The 19805-nt window shown below is 45.2% G+C and carries 23 protein-coding genes and 3 tRNA genes; 4 read left to right on the forward strand and 22 right to left on the reverse strand.

Going from position 1 to position 19805, the window contains the following annotated elements; all coding sequences use genetic code 11:
* Positions 1 to 2 precede the first annotated feature (2 nt).
* From FGT79_RS23090 to FGT79_RS23105, 4 genes are all read right to left on the reverse strand, one after another.
* Positions 3 to 77: transfer RNA gene (locus tag FGT79_RS23090), tRNA-Glu, on the reverse strand.
* Positions 78 to 182: 105 nt separating this feature from the next.
* A tRNA-Ser gene (locus FGT79_RS23095) sits at positions 183 to 273 on the reverse strand.
* 5 nt (positions 274 to 278) lie between these two features.
* Positions 279 to 354: transfer RNA gene (locus FGT79_RS23100), tRNA-Asn, on the reverse strand.
* 27 nt (positions 355 to 381) lie between these two features.
* Positions 382 to 861 (reverse strand): SprT family protein, encoded by a 480-nt coding sequence (locus FGT79_RS23105; protein WP_138755215.1) that lies wholly within the window; start codon positions 859 to 861, stop codon positions 382 to 384.
* A 129-nt stretch (positions 862 to 990) separates the two neighbouring features.
* Here FGT79_RS23105 and FGT79_RS23110 point away from each other — a divergent pair, with 129 nt between their 5' ends.
* Both FGT79_RS23110 and cmpA read left to right on the forward strand, forming a co-directional pair.
* Positions 991 to 1353, forward strand: coding sequence for a hydrolase/acyltransferase (locus FGT79_RS23110; protein ID WP_138755353.1), 363 nt, complete (start codon positions 991 to 993; stop codon positions 1351 to 1353).
* Positions 1354 to 1432: 79 nt separating this feature from the next.
* Entirely contained in the window at positions 1433 to 1576 is a 144-nt protein-coding gene (gene cmpA / locus FGT79_RS23115; RefSeq protein ID WP_138755216.1) for a cortex morphogenetic protein CmpA, read from the forward strand.
* 186 nt (positions 1577 to 1762) lie between these two features.
* Here the strand turns inward: cmpA and FGT79_RS23120 are convergent, their stop codons facing one another.
* The 6 genes from FGT79_RS23120 to uptA all read right to left on the reverse strand — a co-directional run bounded on the left by FGT79_RS23120 (position 1763) and on the right by uptA (position 7342).
* Positions 1763 to 2413: a nitroreductase family protein gene (locus tag FGT79_RS23120; protein ID WP_138755217.1), complete on the reverse strand. Its 651-nt coding sequence runs from the start codon at positions 2411 to 2413 to the stop codon at positions 1763 to 1765.
* A gap of 157 nt (positions 2414 to 2570) precedes the next feature.
* Positions 2571 to 3050 carry an RrF2 family transcriptional regulator gene (locus FGT79_RS23125; protein ID WP_138755218.1) on the reverse strand — a complete coding sequence of 160 codons (480 nt, stop codon included), beginning with the start codon at positions 3048 to 3050 and terminating at the stop codon, positions 2571 to 2573.
* A gap of 97 nt (positions 3051 to 3147) precedes the next feature.
* Entirely contained in the window at positions 3148 to 5406 is a 2259-nt protein-coding gene (locus FGT79_RS23130; protein ID WP_171056396.1) for a Tex family protein, read from the reverse strand.
* A 23-nt stretch (positions 5407 to 5429) separates the two neighbouring features.
* Complete coding sequence (locus tag FGT79_RS23135; RefSeq protein WP_138755219.1) at positions 5430 to 6083, reverse strand: MBL fold metallo-hydrolase; 654 nt, start codon at positions 6081 to 6083, stop codon at positions 5430 to 5432.
* Positions 6084 to 6102: 19 nt separating this feature from the next.
* A complete protein-coding gene (locus FGT79_RS23140) occupies positions 6103 to 6669 on the reverse strand; it encodes a thioredoxin family protein (RefSeq protein WP_138755220.1) in 567 nt (188 codons plus the stop codon).
* 64 nt (positions 6670 to 6733) lie between these two features.
* Positions 6734 to 7342, reverse strand: coding sequence for an undecaprenyl phosphate transporter UptA (gene uptA / locus FGT79_RS23145; protein ID WP_138755355.1), 609 nt, complete (start codon positions 7340 to 7342; stop codon positions 6734 to 6736).
* A 167-nt stretch (positions 7343 to 7509) separates the two neighbouring features.
* On the opposite strand from uptA, the gene FGT79_RS23150 reads away from it, so the two are divergent.
* Positions 7510 to 7959 (forward strand): cupredoxin domain-containing protein, encoded by a 450-nt coding sequence (locus FGT79_RS23150; protein ID WP_138755221.1) that lies wholly within the window; start codon positions 7510 to 7512, stop codon positions 7957 to 7959.
* 80 nt (positions 7960 to 8039) lie between these two features.
* On the forward strand, positions 8040 to 8351 hold the full coding sequence (locus tag FGT79_RS23155) for a dehydrogenase (protein WP_138755222.1): 312 nt from the start codon (positions 8040 to 8042) through the stop codon (positions 8349 to 8351).
* A 63-nt stretch (positions 8352 to 8414) separates the two neighbouring features.
* Here FGT79_RS23155 and FGT79_RS23160 read toward each other — a convergent pair whose 3' ends face one another.
* The 12 genes from FGT79_RS23160 to FGT79_RS23215 all read right to left on the reverse strand — a co-directional run bounded on the left by FGT79_RS23160 (position 8415) and on the right by FGT79_RS23215 (position 19788).
* Entirely contained in the window at positions 8415 to 10736 is a 2322-nt protein-coding gene (locus tag FGT79_RS23160) for a YcdB/YcdC domain-containing protein (protein WP_138755223.1), read from the reverse strand.
* Positions 10737 to 10913: 177 nt separating this feature from the next.
* Entirely contained in the window at positions 10914 to 11099 is a 186-nt protein-coding gene (locus tag FGT79_RS23165) for an H-type small acid-soluble spore protein (protein ID WP_138755224.1), read from the reverse strand.
* 51 nt (positions 11100 to 11150) lie between these two features.
* A complete protein-coding gene (locus tag FGT79_RS23170) occupies positions 11151 to 11333 on the reverse strand; it encodes a hypothetical protein (RefSeq protein WP_138755225.1) in 183 nt (60 codons plus the stop codon).
* Positions 11334 to 11429: 96 nt separating this feature from the next.
* Positions 11430 to 12854 carry a cardiolipin synthase gene (gene cls, locus FGT79_RS23175; RefSeq protein WP_138755226.1) on the reverse strand — a complete coding sequence of 475 codons (1425 nt, stop codon included), beginning with the start codon at positions 12852 to 12854 and terminating at the stop codon, positions 11430 to 11432.
* Between the two features lie 149 nt (positions 12855 to 13003).
* A complete protein-coding gene (locus FGT79_RS23180) occupies positions 13004 to 13975 on the reverse strand; it encodes a glycosyltransferase family 2 protein (RefSeq protein ID WP_138755227.1) in 972 nt (323 codons plus the stop codon).
* The gene (locus tag FGT79_RS23185; protein WP_138755228.1) at positions 13965 to 15371 is read right to left on the reverse strand and encodes an undecaprenyl-phosphate glucose phosphotransferase; all 1407 of its coding nucleotides are present in this window, start codon (positions 15369 to 15371) and stop codon (positions 13965 to 13967) included. The genes FGT79_RS23180 and FGT79_RS23185 overlap by 11 nt, the downstream gene beginning before the upstream one ends.
* A gap of 116 nt (positions 15372 to 15487) precedes the next feature.
* Positions 15488 to 16420 (reverse strand): glycosyltransferase family 2 protein, encoded by a 933-nt coding sequence (locus tag FGT79_RS23190; RefSeq protein ID WP_138755229.1) that lies wholly within the window; start codon positions 16418 to 16420, stop codon positions 15488 to 15490.
* A gap of 8 nt (positions 16421 to 16428) precedes the next feature.
* Positions 16429 to 17277 (reverse strand): dTDP-4-dehydrorhamnose reductase, encoded by an 849-nt coding sequence (gene rfbD, locus FGT79_RS23195; RefSeq protein WP_425465041.1) that lies wholly within the window; start codon positions 17275 to 17277, stop codon positions 16429 to 16431.
* Positions 17270 to 18301, reverse strand: a complete 1032-nt coding sequence (gene rfbB / locus FGT79_RS23200) for a dTDP-glucose 4,6-dehydratase (protein ID WP_138755230.1) — start codon at positions 18299 to 18301, stop codon at positions 17270 to 17272. Before rfbB ends, rfbD begins: the two co-directional genes overlap by 8 nt.
* Positions 18302 to 18310: 9 nt before the next feature.
* Positions 18311 to 18868 (reverse strand): dTDP-4-dehydrorhamnose 3,5-epimerase, encoded by a 558-nt coding sequence (rfbC, locus tag FGT79_RS23205; RefSeq protein ID WP_138755231.1) that lies wholly within the window; start codon positions 18866 to 18868, stop codon positions 18311 to 18313.
* Between the two features lie 271 nt (positions 18869 to 19139).
* Positions 19140 to 19541, reverse strand: coding sequence for a GtrA family protein (locus FGT79_RS23210; protein WP_171056397.1), 402 nt, complete (start codon positions 19539 to 19541; stop codon positions 19140 to 19142).
* 13 nt (positions 19542 to 19554) lie between these two features.
* On the reverse strand, positions 19555 to 19788 hold the full coding sequence (locus tag FGT79_RS23215; protein ID WP_171056398.1) for a phosphopantetheine-binding protein: 234 nt from the start codon (positions 19786 to 19788) through the stop codon (positions 19555 to 19557).
* Positions 19789 to 19805 lie beyond the last annotated feature (17 nt).

Raw genomic sequence — 19805 nt, forward strand, 5'->3', positions numbered from 1 at the left:
ATTGGTGACCCGTAGGGGACTCGAACCCCTGTTACCTCCGTGAAAGGGAGGTGTCTTAACCACTTGACCAACGGGCCGTTTCATTCACTTCTTCATTACTTTCTCACAAACAGTATTCACTCTGGCAAATAAAAAAGACCGGATGAACGGTCTTACCGTTGCAAACTGATGTGAAAAAATGGTGGCGGAGAGAGAGGGATTCGAACCCTCGCACCACTTACGCAGTCTAACCCCTTAGCAGAGGGTCCCCTTGAGCCACTTGGGTATCTCTCCAAATCTGGCTCCCCGAACAGGACTCGAACCTGTGACAACTCGATTAACAGTCGAGTGCTCTACCAACTGAGCTATCAGGGAAAAGTAAAAGTGACAAGTAATAATATATCATGTAGCATTTTGATTGTCAATCACTTTCAGCTTTAATTTTCCACGGCATTTACCGCAGGCATATTTGGATGGATCGATCTTCCTCTTTCGCAAGTATTCCATCCCACATTTGATGCACATAAGCTTGTATTTAAATGGCTGCTGCTTACGCTCCGCGCGTTCAGGCAGTGTCTGACAGTAACGCGATCCTCCGACGCGAGCAAGCAAGGTTTTGAAATCCACATCTCTATGCTGGTAGCCCCGCTTCATAATATGCAAGTGGTAATGACACAGCTCATGTTTTATAATTTTTTCAGTTTCCTGAACCCCGAACGCGGTAAGTTGATGCGGACTAATCTCAATATTATGCGAGCGTGTGAAATAACGCCCGCCCGTTGCTTTCAGTCGTCCATTGAAAGTAGCCTCGTGCAGAAACGGACGTCCGAAAAAGGTAATCGATATTTGCTCCACCCATTGCTGCAAAGCCTCATTGTTCATTGATTATTCTCCCCCAACTACTTGAATTTTAAAGCCTCGATAGGCTACACTGTCAAGTAGGAATTATGAATACGAATGAATTCTGTACAAATTGTACGGCTGTATAACGAGGGGAGAGCAATAACCATTATGGCAACGATGCGCTATGTCTTATTGAAACAAGGCGATACGATTGTTTTTGTTGAAATGCCTGACTCGCATGCTTACCAGCTAAGCGCGCTTAATCTCAGGCTTCATAAGGAAATCGATAAACTAACAGCTGACCATGTTCCAAGCTTGCCTTACGCAATAGCAGAATGCAACGATGTGGAGCTGCATGATTCATCCATCCAGATCATTTCTGGGCTAGCTTACATCAACAGCCTCGAACGTGATTTTGCCGGCGTGCAGGAGAAGTCTTATCCACTTATTTCGCTTCTAACAGAAATTCGTGCTTTGCAGGCACAGCTTGAACAATGGTATGAGGAATACGAAGAAGAACAGAGCAATTAGTTTGGACCTGCACGGACACTCGCCCTCCTCCATATTGTAGTATTACAACTGGTTAGACCCCGGGAGGAGGACGAAACGTATGCCACAGTGGCTGTGCAATCAACTGATGCGCGCTTTTCAGAAGAAAGATCGTAGACAAATTAAGCTGCTTAATGACTGCTGGTATTTCTACCGCAATAAACAAAGTCCCAAGGAAATAAGCAATGGCACCGAGTTTCAATAATTGCCTCTTCTCGGATCACATAACCGCGTGCGGCTTATCGCTAAGCAGTGGTATAGGCGTATTGCAGTAAATAGAAGTAATGTTATACATCTGAGCGAATAATGATTATATTGGCAAAGCAAAACCGGCCTCCGCGCAAGCGCTGAGCCGGTTTTGCTTTATATTCCGATTATGAAGCTGCTAGCATTAAACTTGAAATGCATTGAAAGAAACAATGTTTTCAAGCGGCAAGCGTGTTGTCGGATGACCGGCAGCAGATGCTTTTCCGATTGGCAGCACTAATGTAGGCACGTAACGGTCTGAGATGTTGAACAGCTCTTTCAATTGATCCTTATTGTAGCCGCCCATAGGAACAGTATCGTATCCCTTAGCACGCGCAGCAAGCATAATTTGCATAGCTACAAGTCCTGTATCGAAAACAACGATATCCTTCAAGCGCTCTGCAGGCAAGCTGGAATACATGTTGGTTGAGTTTGTAATAAAGTTGCCCGCCACTTCTTCTGTAATATAGCCTGCTTTAACCGCCGCACCGTAAATTTGTTCAGACAACGTGTACATTTCGGTATCAGCCAGCACGACAACTATCGCTGATGCTTCTACAACCTGCTGTTGGTTGAATGCGATAGGCAGCAACTTTTGTTTAAGCTCAGCATCCGTGATTACAATGAAACGCCAAGGCTGCATGTTCGAGCTTGATGGAGCAGATGTAGCAATTTGCAGTATTTCACGAATTTCTGCATCAGAAATAACTACGCTGCTATCGTATTTGCGTACGGAGCGACGCTCGTCAAGCACGGTGAAAAAATTGACTTGTGAAGCTGTTTCAGTGTTAGACATTGGTTTTCCCTCCAAGGATGAATTAGTATTGATTTTATCTGTGCATAATTGCACTCAGTTAATCTCAAAAATAAAACTGTGCTTATTGTGGCACAGTAAATCCCGAAATGAACTGTAACATTTATAAACACAGTATAAGATGCCGCATATATATTTGTCAATCAGCTGAATTTGTGAATTTATCATCTATTTGCGAAGCGTGAAGCAGCGTTCTCTCTGCTAGCTGTGCAATCGTATGCTGCTCTAAGCTTTCACGTATTTTCTCCTCGATTTCCGTTGCAATATCTACAAATGCAGACTCCATTTGCAAACTCGAAGCACGGCATCCGATGGTGTCCAACATACCGCTGCATAGTGGTTCTCCAACTTTAAGAGCACTGTAAACATCAGCAAGTGAAATGAGCTCCGGTGCTCGATTCAGACGGTATCCACCGTCGCGGCCTTCCCGGGTTTCAATGAGCTTCGCAGTTGCCAGCTTGGCGAGAACTTTGCGTAGCTGCGTTGCTTCTGACTTCAAACAGTCGGCAATAGCTGCGCTGGGGTAAACCTCTGGCTTCTGCGATAGAATAACAAGCGCCTGCAGCGCCAGCCCAAACCACTTTGGCTGTGCTGAGCTTGTTAGTCGATCTGATTTCATAGTCATCACACTCCTTTTGTGGGGTAGTTTGGGATGTCCATGCCTTCCTTAAAGCATAAAGGGCCTGCCTGCACTTAGGCAAACCCTTTATCCTTCGTTAACTAGGCCTCCGCATCGTCAAGCTTACGCGGCCTTTTTTGAGATCAACACTAAGTACCCATACCGTAACCGTATCGCCTACAGACACAACATCCATAGGCCGCCGGACGAACTTATCGCTCAATTGTGAAATATGAACGAGCCCATCATTTTTAATACCGATATCAACAAACGCGCCGAAGTCGATCACGTTGCGAACCGTACCGTGAAGCTCCATACCTGGAGTCAAATCCTCGATGTTCAGTACATCGGTATGGAAGATCGGAGGCGGCAGCTCCTCCCTCGGGTCACGTCCCGGTCTTAAGAGACTGTCCATAATGTCTCGCAGTGTAGGTACGCCTACACCAAGTGCAGGAGCTAGCAGCTCAACATCAGCATTCGATAGCTGCGCTTTGAACTCTTCAGAACCAAGCTCCTTCAGCTTCAGTCCAAGCTCGCCAAACAGCCTGTCTACAACCTCATAAGACTCCGGATGGATAGGCGTGCTGTCAAGCGGATTGACTGGCTCGGCAATTCTTAAGAAACCGATACATTGCTCATACGATTTAGCACCAAGTCTAGGCACTTTCTGAAGCTGGTTGCGTTTGATGAATCTTCCATTCTCATCGCGGTACTTCACGATATTTTTGGCAATTGTCGCATTAATCCCAGCCACGTAAGAGAGCAGTGATGCTGATGCCGTATTCACATCGACACCTACGTGGTTAACCGCGGACTCTACAACACCGCCTAAGGTCTCGTCGAGCCGCTTCTGGCTCACATCATGCTGATATTGGCCAACGCCGATCGCCTTGGGCTCAATTTTAACCAGCTCTGCGAGCGGATCCTGCAGTCTACGCGCAATCGATACTGCGCTTCGCTCTGCTACATCAAGGGACGGAAACTCCTCCTGAGCGAGCTTAGAGGCTGAGTAGACGCTTGCACCCGCTTCATTGACAATAATATATTTCAGCTCCGGACCGCCTGTAACGGCTGCTTTACGCTTCCCAATTAAGGTCGCAATAAACTGCTCGGTTTCCCTCGATGCTGTTCCGTTGCCGATTACGATTAATTCAACCTTATACTTATCAATTAAACTGTTGATCAACTTCTCAGCTTCAGCCACCTTATTGTTCGGAGGCGTCGGGTAAGAAACAGCCACCTCGAGCAGCTTCCCGATATCATCGATAACGGCTAGCTTACAGCCCGTTCTGAAAGCCGGATCGACGCCTAGCACCACATTGCCTCTTACTGGAGGCTGCAGTAGAAGATTACGCAGGTTTTCAGAAAAAATCGAAATCGCATGCTCCTCTGCCTTCTCCGTCAGCTCACCGCGCACCTCCCGCTCAATTGACGGGGAGATGAGTCGTTTATAAGAATCCTCGATAACGCCCGTTAGAACGTCACGTATAGACTGTGCGGTGCCATTACGGAGCAGTTTGCGCTGAATATGCTCATGAATACGATCTGCCGACAGCTCAAAGGCTACCCGGAGCACATCCTCTCGCTCTGCGCGATTAATGGCGAGCACCCGGTGCGGAGGAAGCTTACGAACCGGCTCCTGATAGCTGTAGTACATCTCATAAACCGTTTCCTCGGAAGGGTTTTTGGCATCGGTTTTGAGAAGAGCCTGATCGAAGGTGTATTTCCTAACCCAAGCCCTTATTGAAGCATCATCAGCAATATTCTCGGCAAGAATGTCCATCGCGCCGTTCAACGCATCTTGAGCGGTGGGCACACCTTTCTCGGCATTCACGTACCGTGCCGCTTCTGCAAGCGGATCGCCGATGCGCGGCTGTGACCAAAGCCATACGGCTAGTGGCTCCAGCCCCCGCTCCTTCGCAACACTCGCTCTTGTCTTGCGTTTTTGACGATAGGGACGATAAAGATCCTCAATTTCCTGCAGCTTCACTGATTTATTGATGTCTGCACGCAGCGTGTCCGTCAGCTTGCCTTGCTCGTCGATTAACCGAATGACCTCGCGCTTGCGTTCTTCTAGATTACGCATATACTGCAGCTTCTCTTCGATTGAACGAAGATCATTCTCGTCGAGCTCCCCAGTCATTTCTTTACGATAACGGGCGATAAACGGAATCGTATTCCCTTCATCGAGCAAACTGACCGCAGATTTCACCTTGCTGACAGGAATGGTTAGCTGTGCGGCAATACCGGCAATAATGCGCTGGCTTTCCACTGCTTTTTGCTCCGTTGTCAGCTTCGATTTACCAGCGTTTTCTTCGGCGTCCTCTAAGTATGGCTGATTTTTCGTATCCGTCAAACGTCATGCCCCTTCCTTATGCATCATGCTCCCGTATACGGGTTATTGGCCATCTCGTAGCCGATCGTCGTACGACCACCGTGACCAGGGTAAACGATAACTTCGGGACTAAGCTTATACAGCTTCAAACGAATGGAATCATACAAATCCCGCTCCCGCCCCCCTGGCAGATCCGTACGGCCAACCGACAGCTTGAACAGTACATCACCTGAGAATAGATGGTTGCCGCATAGGAAGCTTACGCTGCCTGGCGAATGTCCCGGTGTATGCATGACTCGGAAGGATAAGCCTAGCAGCTTCAAGGTTTGTCCTTCCGCAAGCGCATATTCCGCAGGGTCAGTCGATAGCGGAGGCGTTACGTCCTGCCAACGCATAGAGCCGTTTTTACGCGGATCAACAAGCCAATCTGCCTCCAAATCATGTATGTAGACAGGGCAGCCTGCTGCCTTGCGCAGCTCATCGACGCCGCCCATATGGTCGAAGTGGGCGTGTGTCAGTAGAATAGCTTCTACCTCTACGCCCTCCAAGCGCTCCAGCAGCTTTTTGGGATTCATGCCTGGATCGATGACGATTGCACGTTCCTTCGGCTTCTCGCCTTCTCTTGCTGCCGGTTCAGAAATGGAAATCACATAGGCATTGGTTTGGATCGGTCCGAGTGTGAATGTCTCAATTTTCATCGTTGTCGTCATAGCGGTCCTAGAACGACTCCAGCAAAGTACGAAGCTCTTTCACGATTAAAGATTGATAAGCGGTGCCTTCTCCGTACCTGCGGCCTATCTCCTGTCTTGTAAGGCTGAGCTTTTCTTGATAATCCGCAGCTTCACGATCTGGATTTTCTTTCTTGAACGCAACCATCGGTTCCTGTACATAGCTAGGCCGAGGGCCCCATTGACCAAGCACCGCTCCGCCTGTATCGGCAATAATAACGACAGGAACAGAACGTCCACCCATCGTTAGAAATTGATCCATCGTATCCAGATGCTCTTCCATAATCAGCACTTCTGTAGGTACACCGCTATTTTCAAGCGCTTTAAACACAACGGGAATATTACGAACAACATCACCGCACCAATCTGCCATCAAAATCAATACACGAAGATCATCGCGATTGTTCAACGATTCAAAATATTCCTTGTCGCTTTCATCGGACCAAACGAACTTGTCAGACCAATCTAGAAATTGTTCCTTGTTTTTGGTCATGCCATCAATAAATTGCTGCGGGCTAATACCCTTGCCCAGTTTTTCTGCCACGCTTCTGCTCATTTGAATCCCTCTTCCATCTATTATTTAAGGTTGCGCAAAATAGTAAGGATGCTTGCCCTGTTCATTATACCGATTTACGGCGTGAACGTACAAATTTGAATAAGACATACACGATCAGCAAGGCAATCGCAATAAGAATAGCGGGCTGAACATACGGAGCAGCCTTCTCATCAATTTTGTCCCAATTCTCGCCAAGCGATTTGCCCAAATAAACGAACAATATGGACCATGGCAACGATGCAAGCGCTGTAAGCAGCGTAAACAATCCAAAGTGCATACGCGCCATACCTGCAGGAATCGAAATAACCTGTCTCATAACCGGAACGAAACGTGCAGTGAAAACGATGCCCGCACCATACTTATTAAACCATTGCTCTGAAATATCAACGTGCTTTTTCTTTATTTTCAAATATTTACCATATTTCTCCACGATCGGTCTGCCTCCGTAACGACCAATCCAATAAAGGATCCAATTCTGACCTACAGCGCCCAACGTTCCGAAGAATACGGCACCCCAAAACGAAATATCGCCTTTCCATACGAGATAGCCGCCAAAGCCCAATACGATTTCACTTGGAATAACCTCAATTAATAAGCCAATTAAAATACCAAAATAACCTAAACTCTCCACCCATTGCAGCACGCCGTCCAACAACTCATGAATAAAATCCATTCTTGTTCTCAATCCGCCTTCCTTCATCAAATATGGCTTTCACTTGCATCTATAGCGCTGAGGCTATTCTAACATACGATATAGACAGCCTTCCACTTTTGTCATGTGCTGACAAGCCTCAGCATAGACTAGCCTATAATGATACGAATAGATGAGGTGAGCGTTTCATGGCCAAGGTTGTTATTGTAAGCAAGCGTCAAATTCAGATGTTTATCGTCGTGGCTGTTTTGATCATTCTGACGGGCGTCTACTTAAGCTGGGATCGGTCTCGAGAGGTTAATGCACAGCCCGCTGAGCCGCGTATCTTCCAGCTTGTAACTGGCGAATACAGCACGACAACTGCGGACGGCAAAGAGCTGGAAGTCTATCGCTGGGACCCGGGCTCGATTGTCGTCAATAAAGGTGAGCCTGTGGAACTTCACATTACAGGGGTTAACGGCAATTCCCATCCGTTCGTCGTAGAAGGCCTTGGCATTCGCGGCGAGGTTTCGAAAGGAAAGACGACTATCGTCCGCTTTACCGCTGAGAAAGCCGGCACCTATCCAATTTTGTGCCTCACCCATACGGATATGCGTCATAGCGGCCCAATGGTCGGATACATTACCGTTAACGATTAACAGCAGCTGTCCGCAGTAAGGCAGTGACCCACTCCATCTTATCCGCATACATATGGGATATAGAGAGGAGTCGGTTACCTATGAGAGCAAATACGCCCAAACATAATGCCGGATATCCGACTGCACGCAAAATTCGCAGAGCATGCAGCAACGAGCTGTACCGAACCGTGAAGCGAATGAAGCTTTGGATAGCCAAAGATAAAATGGACCAAGCCGAGGCCATCTACTTCAAAAAAGTCATTCTGAATCTCAAATGGATCGTCGAGAACGAGAGCAACCGCAAAGTGCAATCGGACTGGTGGGATGACAATGTCAGCGCAGAGATCGCCGCGCTGTGGGAAGTAGACCGTGCTGAGCTCTGTGCAGCGTTTCGTGACGCATATGGCGGCTGAACCACCCCGCTCGAAAAGAAACCTGGCTGCCCAATTCGGCAGCCAGGTTTCTTTGAGTCCATGTTAGGAGAAAAGAGGGGTATCCAACTTGCCTTGCAAGTTAGCCAAACGAACCATAAGAACGCTGGCCTGAGCTTTAGTCACTGGCGCATTCGGATGAAACTTGCCGCTTGTGGTCGTAAGCAAGCCGAGTTTGATGGCGAGCGCAGCGGCTCCTTTATTTTGAATGGATGAATAATCCTTTAAAGAGGTAACGTCCTTGTCTTTGCTCATAAAGACTGATAGCTTATCATAATCAAGCATTTGCATGAGCATGAATGCAAGCTGATCCCTCGTTAACGTTTGCTCGAAAAATTCAGGTTCCTCATCTTTGTATATCTCCAGCCATTCTTCCTCGAAGGAATAAGAAGAATATTCGTCTTCATACCCATATTGTTCAGCTTGTTCCAGTTCCCTTTGTGTACCTATCATTCCTGCTCCATAATAAGAATTGTATGAGTCAGTCTCAACTCTACTAACCATATCTATCCAGTTGCCAATGGTAATGGATGAATCAGGATAAAGCCTTCCTTCTTCATCCGTATCCAAAATTCCATATTCGACCATCATTCCGAGCTGATTTCTCGCCCAGTGCTTAGCAATATCCGTTGGCTTGTTAATGCTCTCTGGAGCAGCCTGCTCCGATTCATCATAAACGAGCTCGAGCTCGCCCGTTACTGCATTTATAATATAATAGTCTCTCGATTGATTAATAAGAGCTTCATAAACAAGCTTGACCGCTGTACCGCTTTCACCGGCAGCATCAGTAGTTGTCTGATGAATATAGATCAATTCCGCGCTAAGTGCGTTTTGCATCAAACTATGCGCCTTTTCCTCTGTTATCGTTTGCTTGAGTGAGCTTACCTTCTTCTCCAATTGCTCAGGGTCTGCGAACGATCGCCTATAATCCCATAAGTAACCATCCCCGTCTATCGATACTCTGACGTAGCTATTAGAAATTGGAGCCCCATTGTATACTTGGTTGAAATAAGTGTTATAAACGGTTTGTCCATATGTCTCGTACTCGTTGATTTCGTTTTCTACACGCAAATATTTTGCCGCATCTTGAAACACGCCCGTCACAAGATCAACGGACTTCTGCTTTGCTGCCTGCTGCGAAATGCTTGGCTTCTTCACAGTAGGCTCTGGCGCGTCCTCATCTTCCATAATCATCGAATTGAAGACAAGCAGTTGACCCGTCTCAGCTTCGACGGTTGCAGTCATTAATTGAATTCCTGCTTCTTTCTGCGCTTTCCAATTGAACTCCCACACCGATTGGCTAATACCATACCAATCTTCTAGGTAAATTGCACTGCCTTTCGTTGCATTAGGAGGAAGACTTATCTTTGACATAAGCGCCGCCAATGCCTGATCTTCAGATAGTGTCCCGCTCGTAGGCTGCTTAAACGGAGAGACTAGTGAATTTAACTCATTGTATTGAACACTCTCCTCAGTATTATCGTCATTCCAACCTAAAAGCTTCTCGCCAGTTCTGGCATCAATAAACGGGGTCATTTCGCGTGCATCCCCATAGACCATACGATATTCATCACTTAGCGTACTAAAATAACCAGATTCTTCGTCCATCGGTATGTAGAACAATTGAAGCTGCATGTCCTCTTTAAACTTGTCCTCCGCCTGCTGCTTCGTTACTTTCAAATCTGGCTTCGGGTATGCACGATTAGTTAGGCTGGCACTAAAGCTGACCACATCACCATTCCCGTTAATAATGACACTTACACTCTCATCGAAGGAAGAATATCCATTGATTAGCAAGTGATACTCCAAAGCATAATAAGCCGGATGAAATAAAGAGGCTCTGCTATACTCGGTATATTCTGTATCCAGAATCAGATCTGTTTCTTTTATTTCCGGTATCACTTTGGCTACAAAACGTTTTGCCTTCTTATTTGCTTGATCAAGCGTCGTTTGGAGAGGATAAATCGGTTTGGCTGATGCATGCAGCGAATGATAATAATCGATAATCTGACCGTTCAGAGCATCCACCTGGACTGAAATTACATAGGGGCTAGAATCAGCCTTTTCCTTCCAACTGATGGCCCATGTAGACCTATAATCTTCGGATTCATCGAGAATGATCGCAACTTCGTTTTCCCCTGCTTTCAGCAATCCTGGAAATAGCTTCGCTGTACGCTCGAGGGCTTCCTCCTCCGAAATGAGCTTCTCATCCTGAGCTGTCTCCACTTGCTGGGCATATGCGCTCTCTCCCGCGGCAAAGGACGACTGTGAAAACATCGTTCCGTTCAATAAGCCTAATGAAATCGTAATACCGATTATTCCTTTTACCCATTTGGAACTTGTTACTCGCTGACCTTGTCTAATCAAAGCTATTCTCCCTCTCTACTAGCTTTCTTCTGGTACGTCATTCTCCCTATTGAAAGAAATAACACACTGCTTCATTCTAGGATAAAATTTCATTTTTTACCATACAAAAAAACCGCATGAAGCACATGCTTTAGGCATGACTCATACGGTTCTGCTAACACTATTGCTTTGTTGCATTTATTTATCGATTTCCTTCAATCGGTCGCATGACACCGTTTTTGTATTAATCGGGTTGTTGCCGACCGTTACCGTTGCCATTCCATTTGCTTCATCAATATTTTCGATCCAGACTGAATCCGCATCGAGCTTGACAGCAAAGGTCTGATCCGACTCATAAATTTGCTTCGCACGTGATATATCCATCAGAAGCATCCTCCTTTTTTTCGACTAAATTGCTGCATCACCTGCACTTCGTTATTTGGTTTCTGGCTGCATCGTATCAGTCGTTGACTCATCAATCAGGCCGTTCTGGAGTGTAACGTTGCCTCCACCCAAACCTTCGTTAACCATTCGGTCAATGTCCATGAAATAATCCTCTCGGCCCTCATGCTTAGGTTCCGCCGCCCCTTGTTTTGCATCGTTTCCTGCTTCGCTCATAGGTCTACCCTCCCCGCTTTGCAGCAATTTCATTGATGTCTAATCGAACAGCCATCAACGAAAATATGCCCGAAATCAAGTGTCGTCATTCATCAATCACAGCAAAGGTGATAATATGTGCAGAATCGCTTCAGCCAGCTTCTGGCGAGTTGGCCTTTGGACGAAGGACTCCCTGTTCAGCTCTCTACTCTGCTTTAAATCCTCGATAAAATCAGCCTCCAGCCTTGCTATCGTTCCTTCGTCAAAGAGCACAGCATTCAACTCAAAGTTGCTAAGCAAGCTTCGCATATCCACATTAGCTGTTCCGACTGTTGCAAGCATATGGTCTACGATCATCACTTTAGCGTGAGTAAAGCCTTTCTCATAACGATACACCTTAACCCCCGCGTCCAGCATTTCCTGCATATAAGATAAAGTTGCCCATAGAACGAGCTTCGAATCGGCTATTCCAGGGATAATCAACCTAACATCAATACCTCCAAGTGCTGCCGTTCGAAGTGCCATCAGCAAGCTCGGATCAGGAATGAAATACGGCGTCGTGATGTATATTCTCGAGCATGCTGCCGTTATTGCTGCAAACATAACCTCAACGATTTGATGGTTATGCTGTCCAGGTTTGCTTGGTACAATCAGTACACGCTCATCCCCAAGGTCAAACTGCTTGGCTAAATATTGACTGCCCGAGAGCTTCTGCTTGGACGCAAATGCCCAGTCATTCATAAAAACCTCTTGTATATAGGAAACCGAGTCGCCTTGTAACTGAAGATGCGTGTCACGCCAAAAGCCGAGCTTCGGATCCTTGCCCAAATATTCATCCCCGATGTTGATTCCGCCGAGAAAACCAACCTTACCGTCCACAACAACGATTTTTCGATGATTGCGATAATTGAGTTTCCTATCAAACACTGCAAGCCTCGGCGGCAAAAAACAGCTTGTCTGCACGCCTGACCGACGCAGCTCCTCTACAAAAGCTTTGTCTAGCTGCAAGCTGCCTATGCCGTCATACAATACACGAACCTCAATGCCTGACCTTGCCTTACTCGTAAGCACTTTAAGGAATCGCATGCCGATTTCATCGTGCCTAATCGTATAATAATCCATATGTATGTGATGCTTTGCACGCTCTATTTGATCCAGAATTGCTTCGTACGTCTCTCGCCCATTTGTCAATATGACCGCTTTATTGTTGCTTGTTATCGGAAATCGAACAAGGCCAGTAAGCATTTGGAATAGCTTGTCCTGTTTCTTCATCTGCTCGTTACCTAATTGCTCGGATGATACTACCTTGTTTGACAGTTGATTAGCGTATTGCAGCATATGCTCTTTGTAGTGCTCAATCGCTCTGCGCCTCACATAATCCTTGCCAAGTATGAGGTAAGCGATAAAACCGATACCCGGGCATACCAAAACAATGAGCAGCCAGGCAGTTAACTGCGCCGGACGACGATGCTCCATTAACAATACAACAGCAACTTGAATCATGTAAACAACAAGCACTGCTATGAGCCAAAACGTCCACATCAGCTGCAACCCCTCATTTTCTTCTTCCTCGCACGATCTGACAAGTGTCTCTAGTTTGAGCGGGGGCCATAGAGCGTATACCAAGCAAATAAAAAAAGCCCGCCGATTAATAAATTCGGCTGAGCTTATGTGTTTGGAAATAGTCCAACTTATTGATTCATGGTAACTCCAGATGTTTGCTTCTCAATATGAGTCAGAATGAGACGATGCATGCTCAGCTTTCTAGTGAGAAAGGAAGGAAGGAACCGATAATTCATACCCAGCTTGTAGCCGATCAGCTTGGCTGCTGACTCTACAGCAAGCTTAGGAATAAGCTGCCATTGACGGCTTTCATGAAGCTGCTTGAGCTGCAGCTTCACAAGATTAGAGCCGGCCTTTCCAACCGCGCTGTATGGCGTAATCCAAGTGTTACAGCGCATGGAGATCCCATTATCGAAATATCGCTTAAACTGCTCAGTAATGGAATAATCATGGGAATGATACACAACAGCCTCGGCACAATAAGCAATCTGATAACCGCTCAGCACACACTTGGCTGCCATAAATAAATCCTCATTAAATATAACCGGCTCCTGAAAACGACCCATCGCTTCAAATACTTCTCGTCTTATAGCCGAACACACATTGGAGCAAAAAAACGTCTTAATTCCTATTCGCTCAATATCCGCATAGGATTTGAATTGCGATTCTGCCGGATAGTTATGTTCTCTGGCTAGACGCTCCAAGATGTTCGCTCCCGGCTTAGCAAGCTGTCTAGCATATGCGTAAACGGCCTTCTCATTCAACAGGAGCGGCTTAATAAGCTCCTCAATAAGCTTATCGTCGCGAGGAAGCGCATCCTGTGTCATGAACATTAATATATCACCCGTTGCTTGTCTCGCAGCAACGTTGCGAGTACCGCCATGATCAAACTCACTACGCTGTACGCTGATGACTTGCGCCCCTGCCGCTTGGGCTATCTCTGCTGTCCCGTCATTCGAGCAGGAATCAATAACAATTATCTCATACGGAGGCACAGATTGCTGCTTAAGCCTCTTGAGCAGTTCGTGAAGATCTGGTCCTGCGTTTAATGTAGGAATGATCACCGATACACGGCAAGCTGAGTAGCTGTTAGTAAGCATTTTTGTTCATCAAGCCCTTCAGTACCGTTTTGAGAATAATTTTGATATCAAAGAAAAACGTCCAGTTCTCAATATAGAAAATATCGAACATGATGCGGTCTTTAATCGAAGTATCGCCCCTAAGCCCGTTCGTTTGTGCCCAGCCTGTTATTCCAGGCCTAATCTGATGCTTGATCATATACTTAGGTATTTCTTCCTTGAACTGATGTACGAAATAAGGACGCTCTGGACGCGGTCCAACTACACTCATATGCCCGAGCAGCACATTGAAAAACTGTGGGAGTTCGTCCAGACTCGTACGCCTGAGGAAGCTTCCAAATTTCGTCCGGCGTGGATCATTCTCGACCGTCCACTGCGTGTTCGAAACCGAATCATCGGACACATGCATCGAACGAAATTTGAACATATAGAAGCTCTTCCGATCAAGACCCATTCGCTCCTGCTTGAACAGAATCGGGCCAGGAGACGTAAGCTTGAGACCTATAACGATGAACAGCATGATGGGTGAGGTTAAGATGACCGCTGTCAATGAAAAAGCCATATCAAACCAGCGTTTCAAAATCCTGTTGCTTAGCTCATCAAGCGGAATGTCTCTCACATTGATTAGCGGAATACCAGCGAAATTATCGAAGAACGGTTTTGCAGGCAGCAAGTCGAAAAAATCTGGGATGATCAACGTTTTGACGCCAGTCCGCTCACATACCTCAATGATTTCCCCATACTTCGCATGGGCTTCAAGCGGCAACGCTATAATAACCTCATCAATAGGCTCCTTCTCCAGCTTCATTCTGAGATCGCTAAGCAGACCAATAATTGGCTTCATATCCTGATGCTCCGGTGCATGCTCCTTCTGGTAATCGTCTAGAAAACCAACCACCTCATAGCCGAGATGAGGGTGCTGCTGCAGGTTGGCATAGAAGCTGCGCCCAACAGTTCCCGCACCGACAATGAGTACAAATCGTTTGTTAAAGCCTTTGCGGCGAAGTGACGCGAGCAGAGATTTCACCCAATAGCGATATGCTGTAATGGCTACAAAATTCATGACGAAAAAGATCGCGAGAAATTCCCGGGAAATATGTACTTCACGAGTGAAGAAAAATAAGCTTAACAGTCCTAGAAAGCTGATCGTTTGAATCTGCAGAATACGTAGTACTTCATAGGAATAGTTTTTCCGTCGTTTAGGCGAATAGAACTGAAAATAAAATCCTACCAGAACAGCGGAAAAGGAATAAATCGTTCCCCACAGCAAGTAGGTCGAGAACGAAACAGAATTGTAGCTAGGCAGCAGACTGCTATAAAATTTAAGCCAATACGCGGCCATAAATACGACCAATGTGCAAAACAAGTCCGCCAACATATACAATTGCGTCAAAAACCGTTGATTTTGCCTTAGCATTCGCCGTCATCCCCCGCATTCTCTTAAATTTCGACTCTATCTGCATTGTACCAAATATAGAATAAGAGTAGAACCCCATATATTCCCACATAATGAGAGTGATTAACTCTATATGCCTATTGGAGCTTCCTCTGCTTAGCCTTTTGGAAGAGCCATTTGCGCTTAGCCAGCATTTCTGGCATACTGCGGAAAATTTCTGGCCAACAACGGAGTAAACCAGGTTCTCTTAGAACAATATAGCCTAGCTTACTCATCTCCGCAGCTGCTATTAACGGACCGATCACCAAGGAATGCCAGCCTATTGGCTCATTTTTCAATAGTGCAAAAAAACGGTTCTGATAGGAATGCTGACGTACGAACAAAGGCACGCTGCTGCGCCCGCCTTTCTTCCACCCTCGATGATGTACGGCATACGCTGCTGGGATATAACAAGCTGTCCAACCTAGCCTCCGCGCACGCCACGCCACATCTACATCCTCTTTGTAGGCAAAGAAATGCTCGTCAAAAAATTGACCATCGTAACTTATATCATCTATCATCGTTCTTCGGTAAACAGCTGCCGCACCAGAGACGCCAAACACTTGCCTCGTTTCACTCCAATTAACGGCAAGCTCTCCAGCAGCTAGATCATAGGCATTTCTTGTCCGCTTCATTCCAAGGCCTGCGCTATCCATCACTTTTCTATTAGACGCAAAAACAAGCTGTCCGGTTGCACTTCCAATTGATTGATTTTGTTCCATTATACGAATGATTTCAGTCAAATAGTCAGGGTCAAGCGTCACATCTGGATTGAGTACGAGCACATAATCCGAACGGGTTTGCCGTATAGCCTGATTCTGGCCTCCGGCAAACCCGTTATTGATTTTATTTGCTATAAAATGAACGTTATTCGTATATGGCTTCACTCGCTCAGCCGTTCCGTCAGTTGAAGCATTGTCGATAACGACAATTCTCTCTACGGGGAAAGTTTGCAGAAGCACAGCTTCTATACAATTGCCTATGTCATCTGCACTATTGTAGGTTACGATACAAACGCTAGCTGTCGGCATACCTTTTATCACTCACCGTCTTTGAGATAGTGGTTTAACGCTTCTCGCCATGGGCGCAGCATTTGAAATTCATTACTTCGGATACCGATATGGTCCATGACTGAGTAGGCCGGTCTAAGCGCCGGTCTAGGGAAATCAGCCGTTGCACAAGGATCAACTTGGATGCCAGTACCGCTAAGCTCGAATATCGCTTTGGCAAACTCATACCAAGAACAAATTCCGCTATTCGATGCATGATAGATGCCATAGTAATCGGTATGAACAAGCTCTAGTAAAAAGGCTGCAAGATCGTAAGTATAGGTTGGTGAGCCTATTTGATCGGATACCACCTTCAATTGATCGCGTTCTCCAGCCATTTTGAGCATCGTCTTCACGAAGTTATTGCCGTATTTCCCAAAAACCCAAGAAGTGCGGACGATATAGAATCGATCATGAAGCGTCTGTACAGCTTGCTCACCTGCTAGCTTAGACTTGCCATAAACAGTCTGCGGATTCGTCCTATCAAATTCATTGTATGGCGTGGTGCCAGTTCCATCAAACACATAATCTGTGCTTATATAACAAAGCTTCGCACCAACCTCGCGGGCAGCAATGGCTACGTTGCGAGTTGCGGCTGCATTGACGCGAAAAGCCTCATCCGGCTCGGACTCAGCTTTATCAACTGCCGTATACGCAGCACAATGAATAACAACATTAGGCTTGTGAATAGCAAATACGTTCCGACATGCCGGCAGGCTTGTAACATCCAGCTCATCACGGCCGAAACCAATGATCTCAGCCGTGTCTGTATTCCATTCAGCCAATTCACGTCCGAGCTGTCCATTGGCTCCTGTGATAACAATCTTGATTTTAGACATTCGACTCGTTCGCCTCCAGGCGATCCTTGTATTGTGTATCGTAATATTGCTGGTAAGTTCCAGATGTCACCTGCGCCATCCATTCGGTATTGCTAAGATACCAGCGTATCGTTTCTTTGATCCCATCCTCATAATTGAACTTTGGCTGCCATCCAAGCTCATTTCGGATTTTATCAGCATCGATTGCATATCTTCGGTCATGACCCAGACGATCCTTAACGTAGGAGATCAGCGACTCTGACTTCCCAAGCTCCTCAAGAATCGTACGTACTACCTGTAAGTTATTGCGCTCATTCCGACCACCAACATTGTAAACTTCACCCGCACGTCCTTTGTGCAGCACTAGATCAATGGCACTGCAATGATCCTCTACATAAAGCCAGTCACGTACATTTAGACCATCACCGTAAACAGGCAGTGGTTTATCCTGAAGCGCATTCTGGATCATCAAAGGAATCAGCTTCTCTGGGAACTGATAGGGTCCATAGTTGTTCGAGCAGCGAGTGATATTAACGTTAAGTCCAAAAGTTTCGTGATACGCGCGTACAAGCAAATCCGCTCCAGCTTTACTAGCTGAATAAGGACTATTCGGTGCAATCGGAGTATCTTCTGTGAATAGGCCTGTCTCGCCGAGTGTTCCGTATACCTCATCTGTAGACACTTGAACGAACTTCGCCACGTTATACTGTTTTGTCAGATCAAGCAGTGTCTGCGTGCCAAGAATGTTCGTCTGTACGAAGATTTCAGGATGCAGAATGCTCCGGTCCACATGAGACTCTGCTGCGAAATTAATAACCGCATCTATGCCTTGCTCGAATAACCGCTCCAATTCACTCCGCTTAGCAATGTCGGCTTTTACGAATTTATGATTGGAGCGCTGCTCAATCGAGCGTAGGTTTTCAAGGTTCCCTGCATAAGTCAATGCATCTACATTAATAATTTCGTAGCTTGGATAATTCTGAATCATATATAATACGAAGTTGCTTCCGATAAAGCCGGCTCCGCCGGTAACGAGTAATTTCACGAGTCTAACTCACCCTTCATATACAAAGTTGATTTCCGCATCAGCCAGCATCGGATGCTTGGTATCCTTATCCGAAAGGATCGGATTGGATGTTGGCCAGTCGATAGCAAGCGCTGGATCGTTCCAGGCGATGCCGCGGTCGTGAACGGGGGAGTAGAATTCATCAACTTTATAGATAATCTGTGTTTGGTTTTGAATTGTACAATACCCATGTGCATATCCTTTAGGTACAAGCAATTGTCGACTATTTTCTAAACTTATAATTTCTCCTATCCATTGTCCATATGTGGGTGAATTATATCTAATATCAACAACCACATCAAAGATTGCACCTGCATTAACACTAATTAATTTTGTTTGCGCATGAGGAGTTAACTGATAATGCAAACCACGCAAAGTTCCTACTTCCTCCGAATATGAAAGATTATCCTGAACAAATGAAATGTTTAACCCATGATTCCTAAATGTCTTCAAGTTATAACTTTCTAAAAAATACCCTCTTTTGTCTTGATGCTTCTTGGGTTCTAAAATAAGAACACCAGGTAATTTTGTTTTTATGATGTTCAAGTTCATCCCTCACTTAAAAACCATATTTCATCATATCGAGTATCATTGAAAATCGGCTTAGAACAAACTATGTTTTAAAAAAACTTTATAATGATTACTATTATTCACCCTAAACAACTTGGTTTTTCTGAAATAACAATTGTTCAAGCCGATTGAATATATATTCGCACTTACTAGGCAGTTCAATTCATTTCAGATATATATGCATTATTTTTATCAGCTATACATGATTTCATAGTTATATTTTATAGTTTCTTAAAGTCATTTAATATCATTTTTCAATCTTCCATTTGGCCAATAAACTTCCTAATCTGTCTGTTAAGATGAACTTACTTATAACAAATGTAATTGGTAAAGAAACTATTGTAACAATTAATGGAGCAATTTTTTCACTTATACCCATTAATGTAACTATTACATTAATTAATCCGAAACCCAATAAAAACTGTGCAGCATACACTAAAGGATATTGAATGAATTTCATAGTAGTCATTTTCGTATTAAATACTATCTTAGAATTTAAAATAAATGATACCACTATCCCTAAAACGTAAGATAATAAATATGAAACATTATAAGAAAATAACAACAAAAAAGCTAAATATGATCCATATGTTATTAGTGTATTAGCTAAGCCCATCGCGACAAATCTCAACACTTCTTTTTTTAACATTCGCCTCATTTACCTACTCTTGTAACCGACCTTTAACTAGCTCAACGATCTCCGCAAAAGTTTTTAGTTCTCTTAAGGAATCATTGTCTAACTTTAGATCAAATTTTTCTTCGAATGTCGCCAATAATGACGCCATGGATAAAGAATCCCAATCGTCTAGATCATCTAAATTGGTCTCTAAATTCACTGTTCCGTGATCAACCATAACGATATCCTCAAACTCTTTAATGAAATTATGCAGATTCATAATCATTCCTCCAAAAT

The organism is Paenibacillus sinopodophylli (assembly GCF_005930355.1).
In the GTDB taxonomy this organism is placed as follows: domain Bacteria; phylum Bacillota; class Bacilli; order Paenibacillales; family Paenibacillaceae; genus Pristimantibacillus; species Pristimantibacillus sinopodophylli.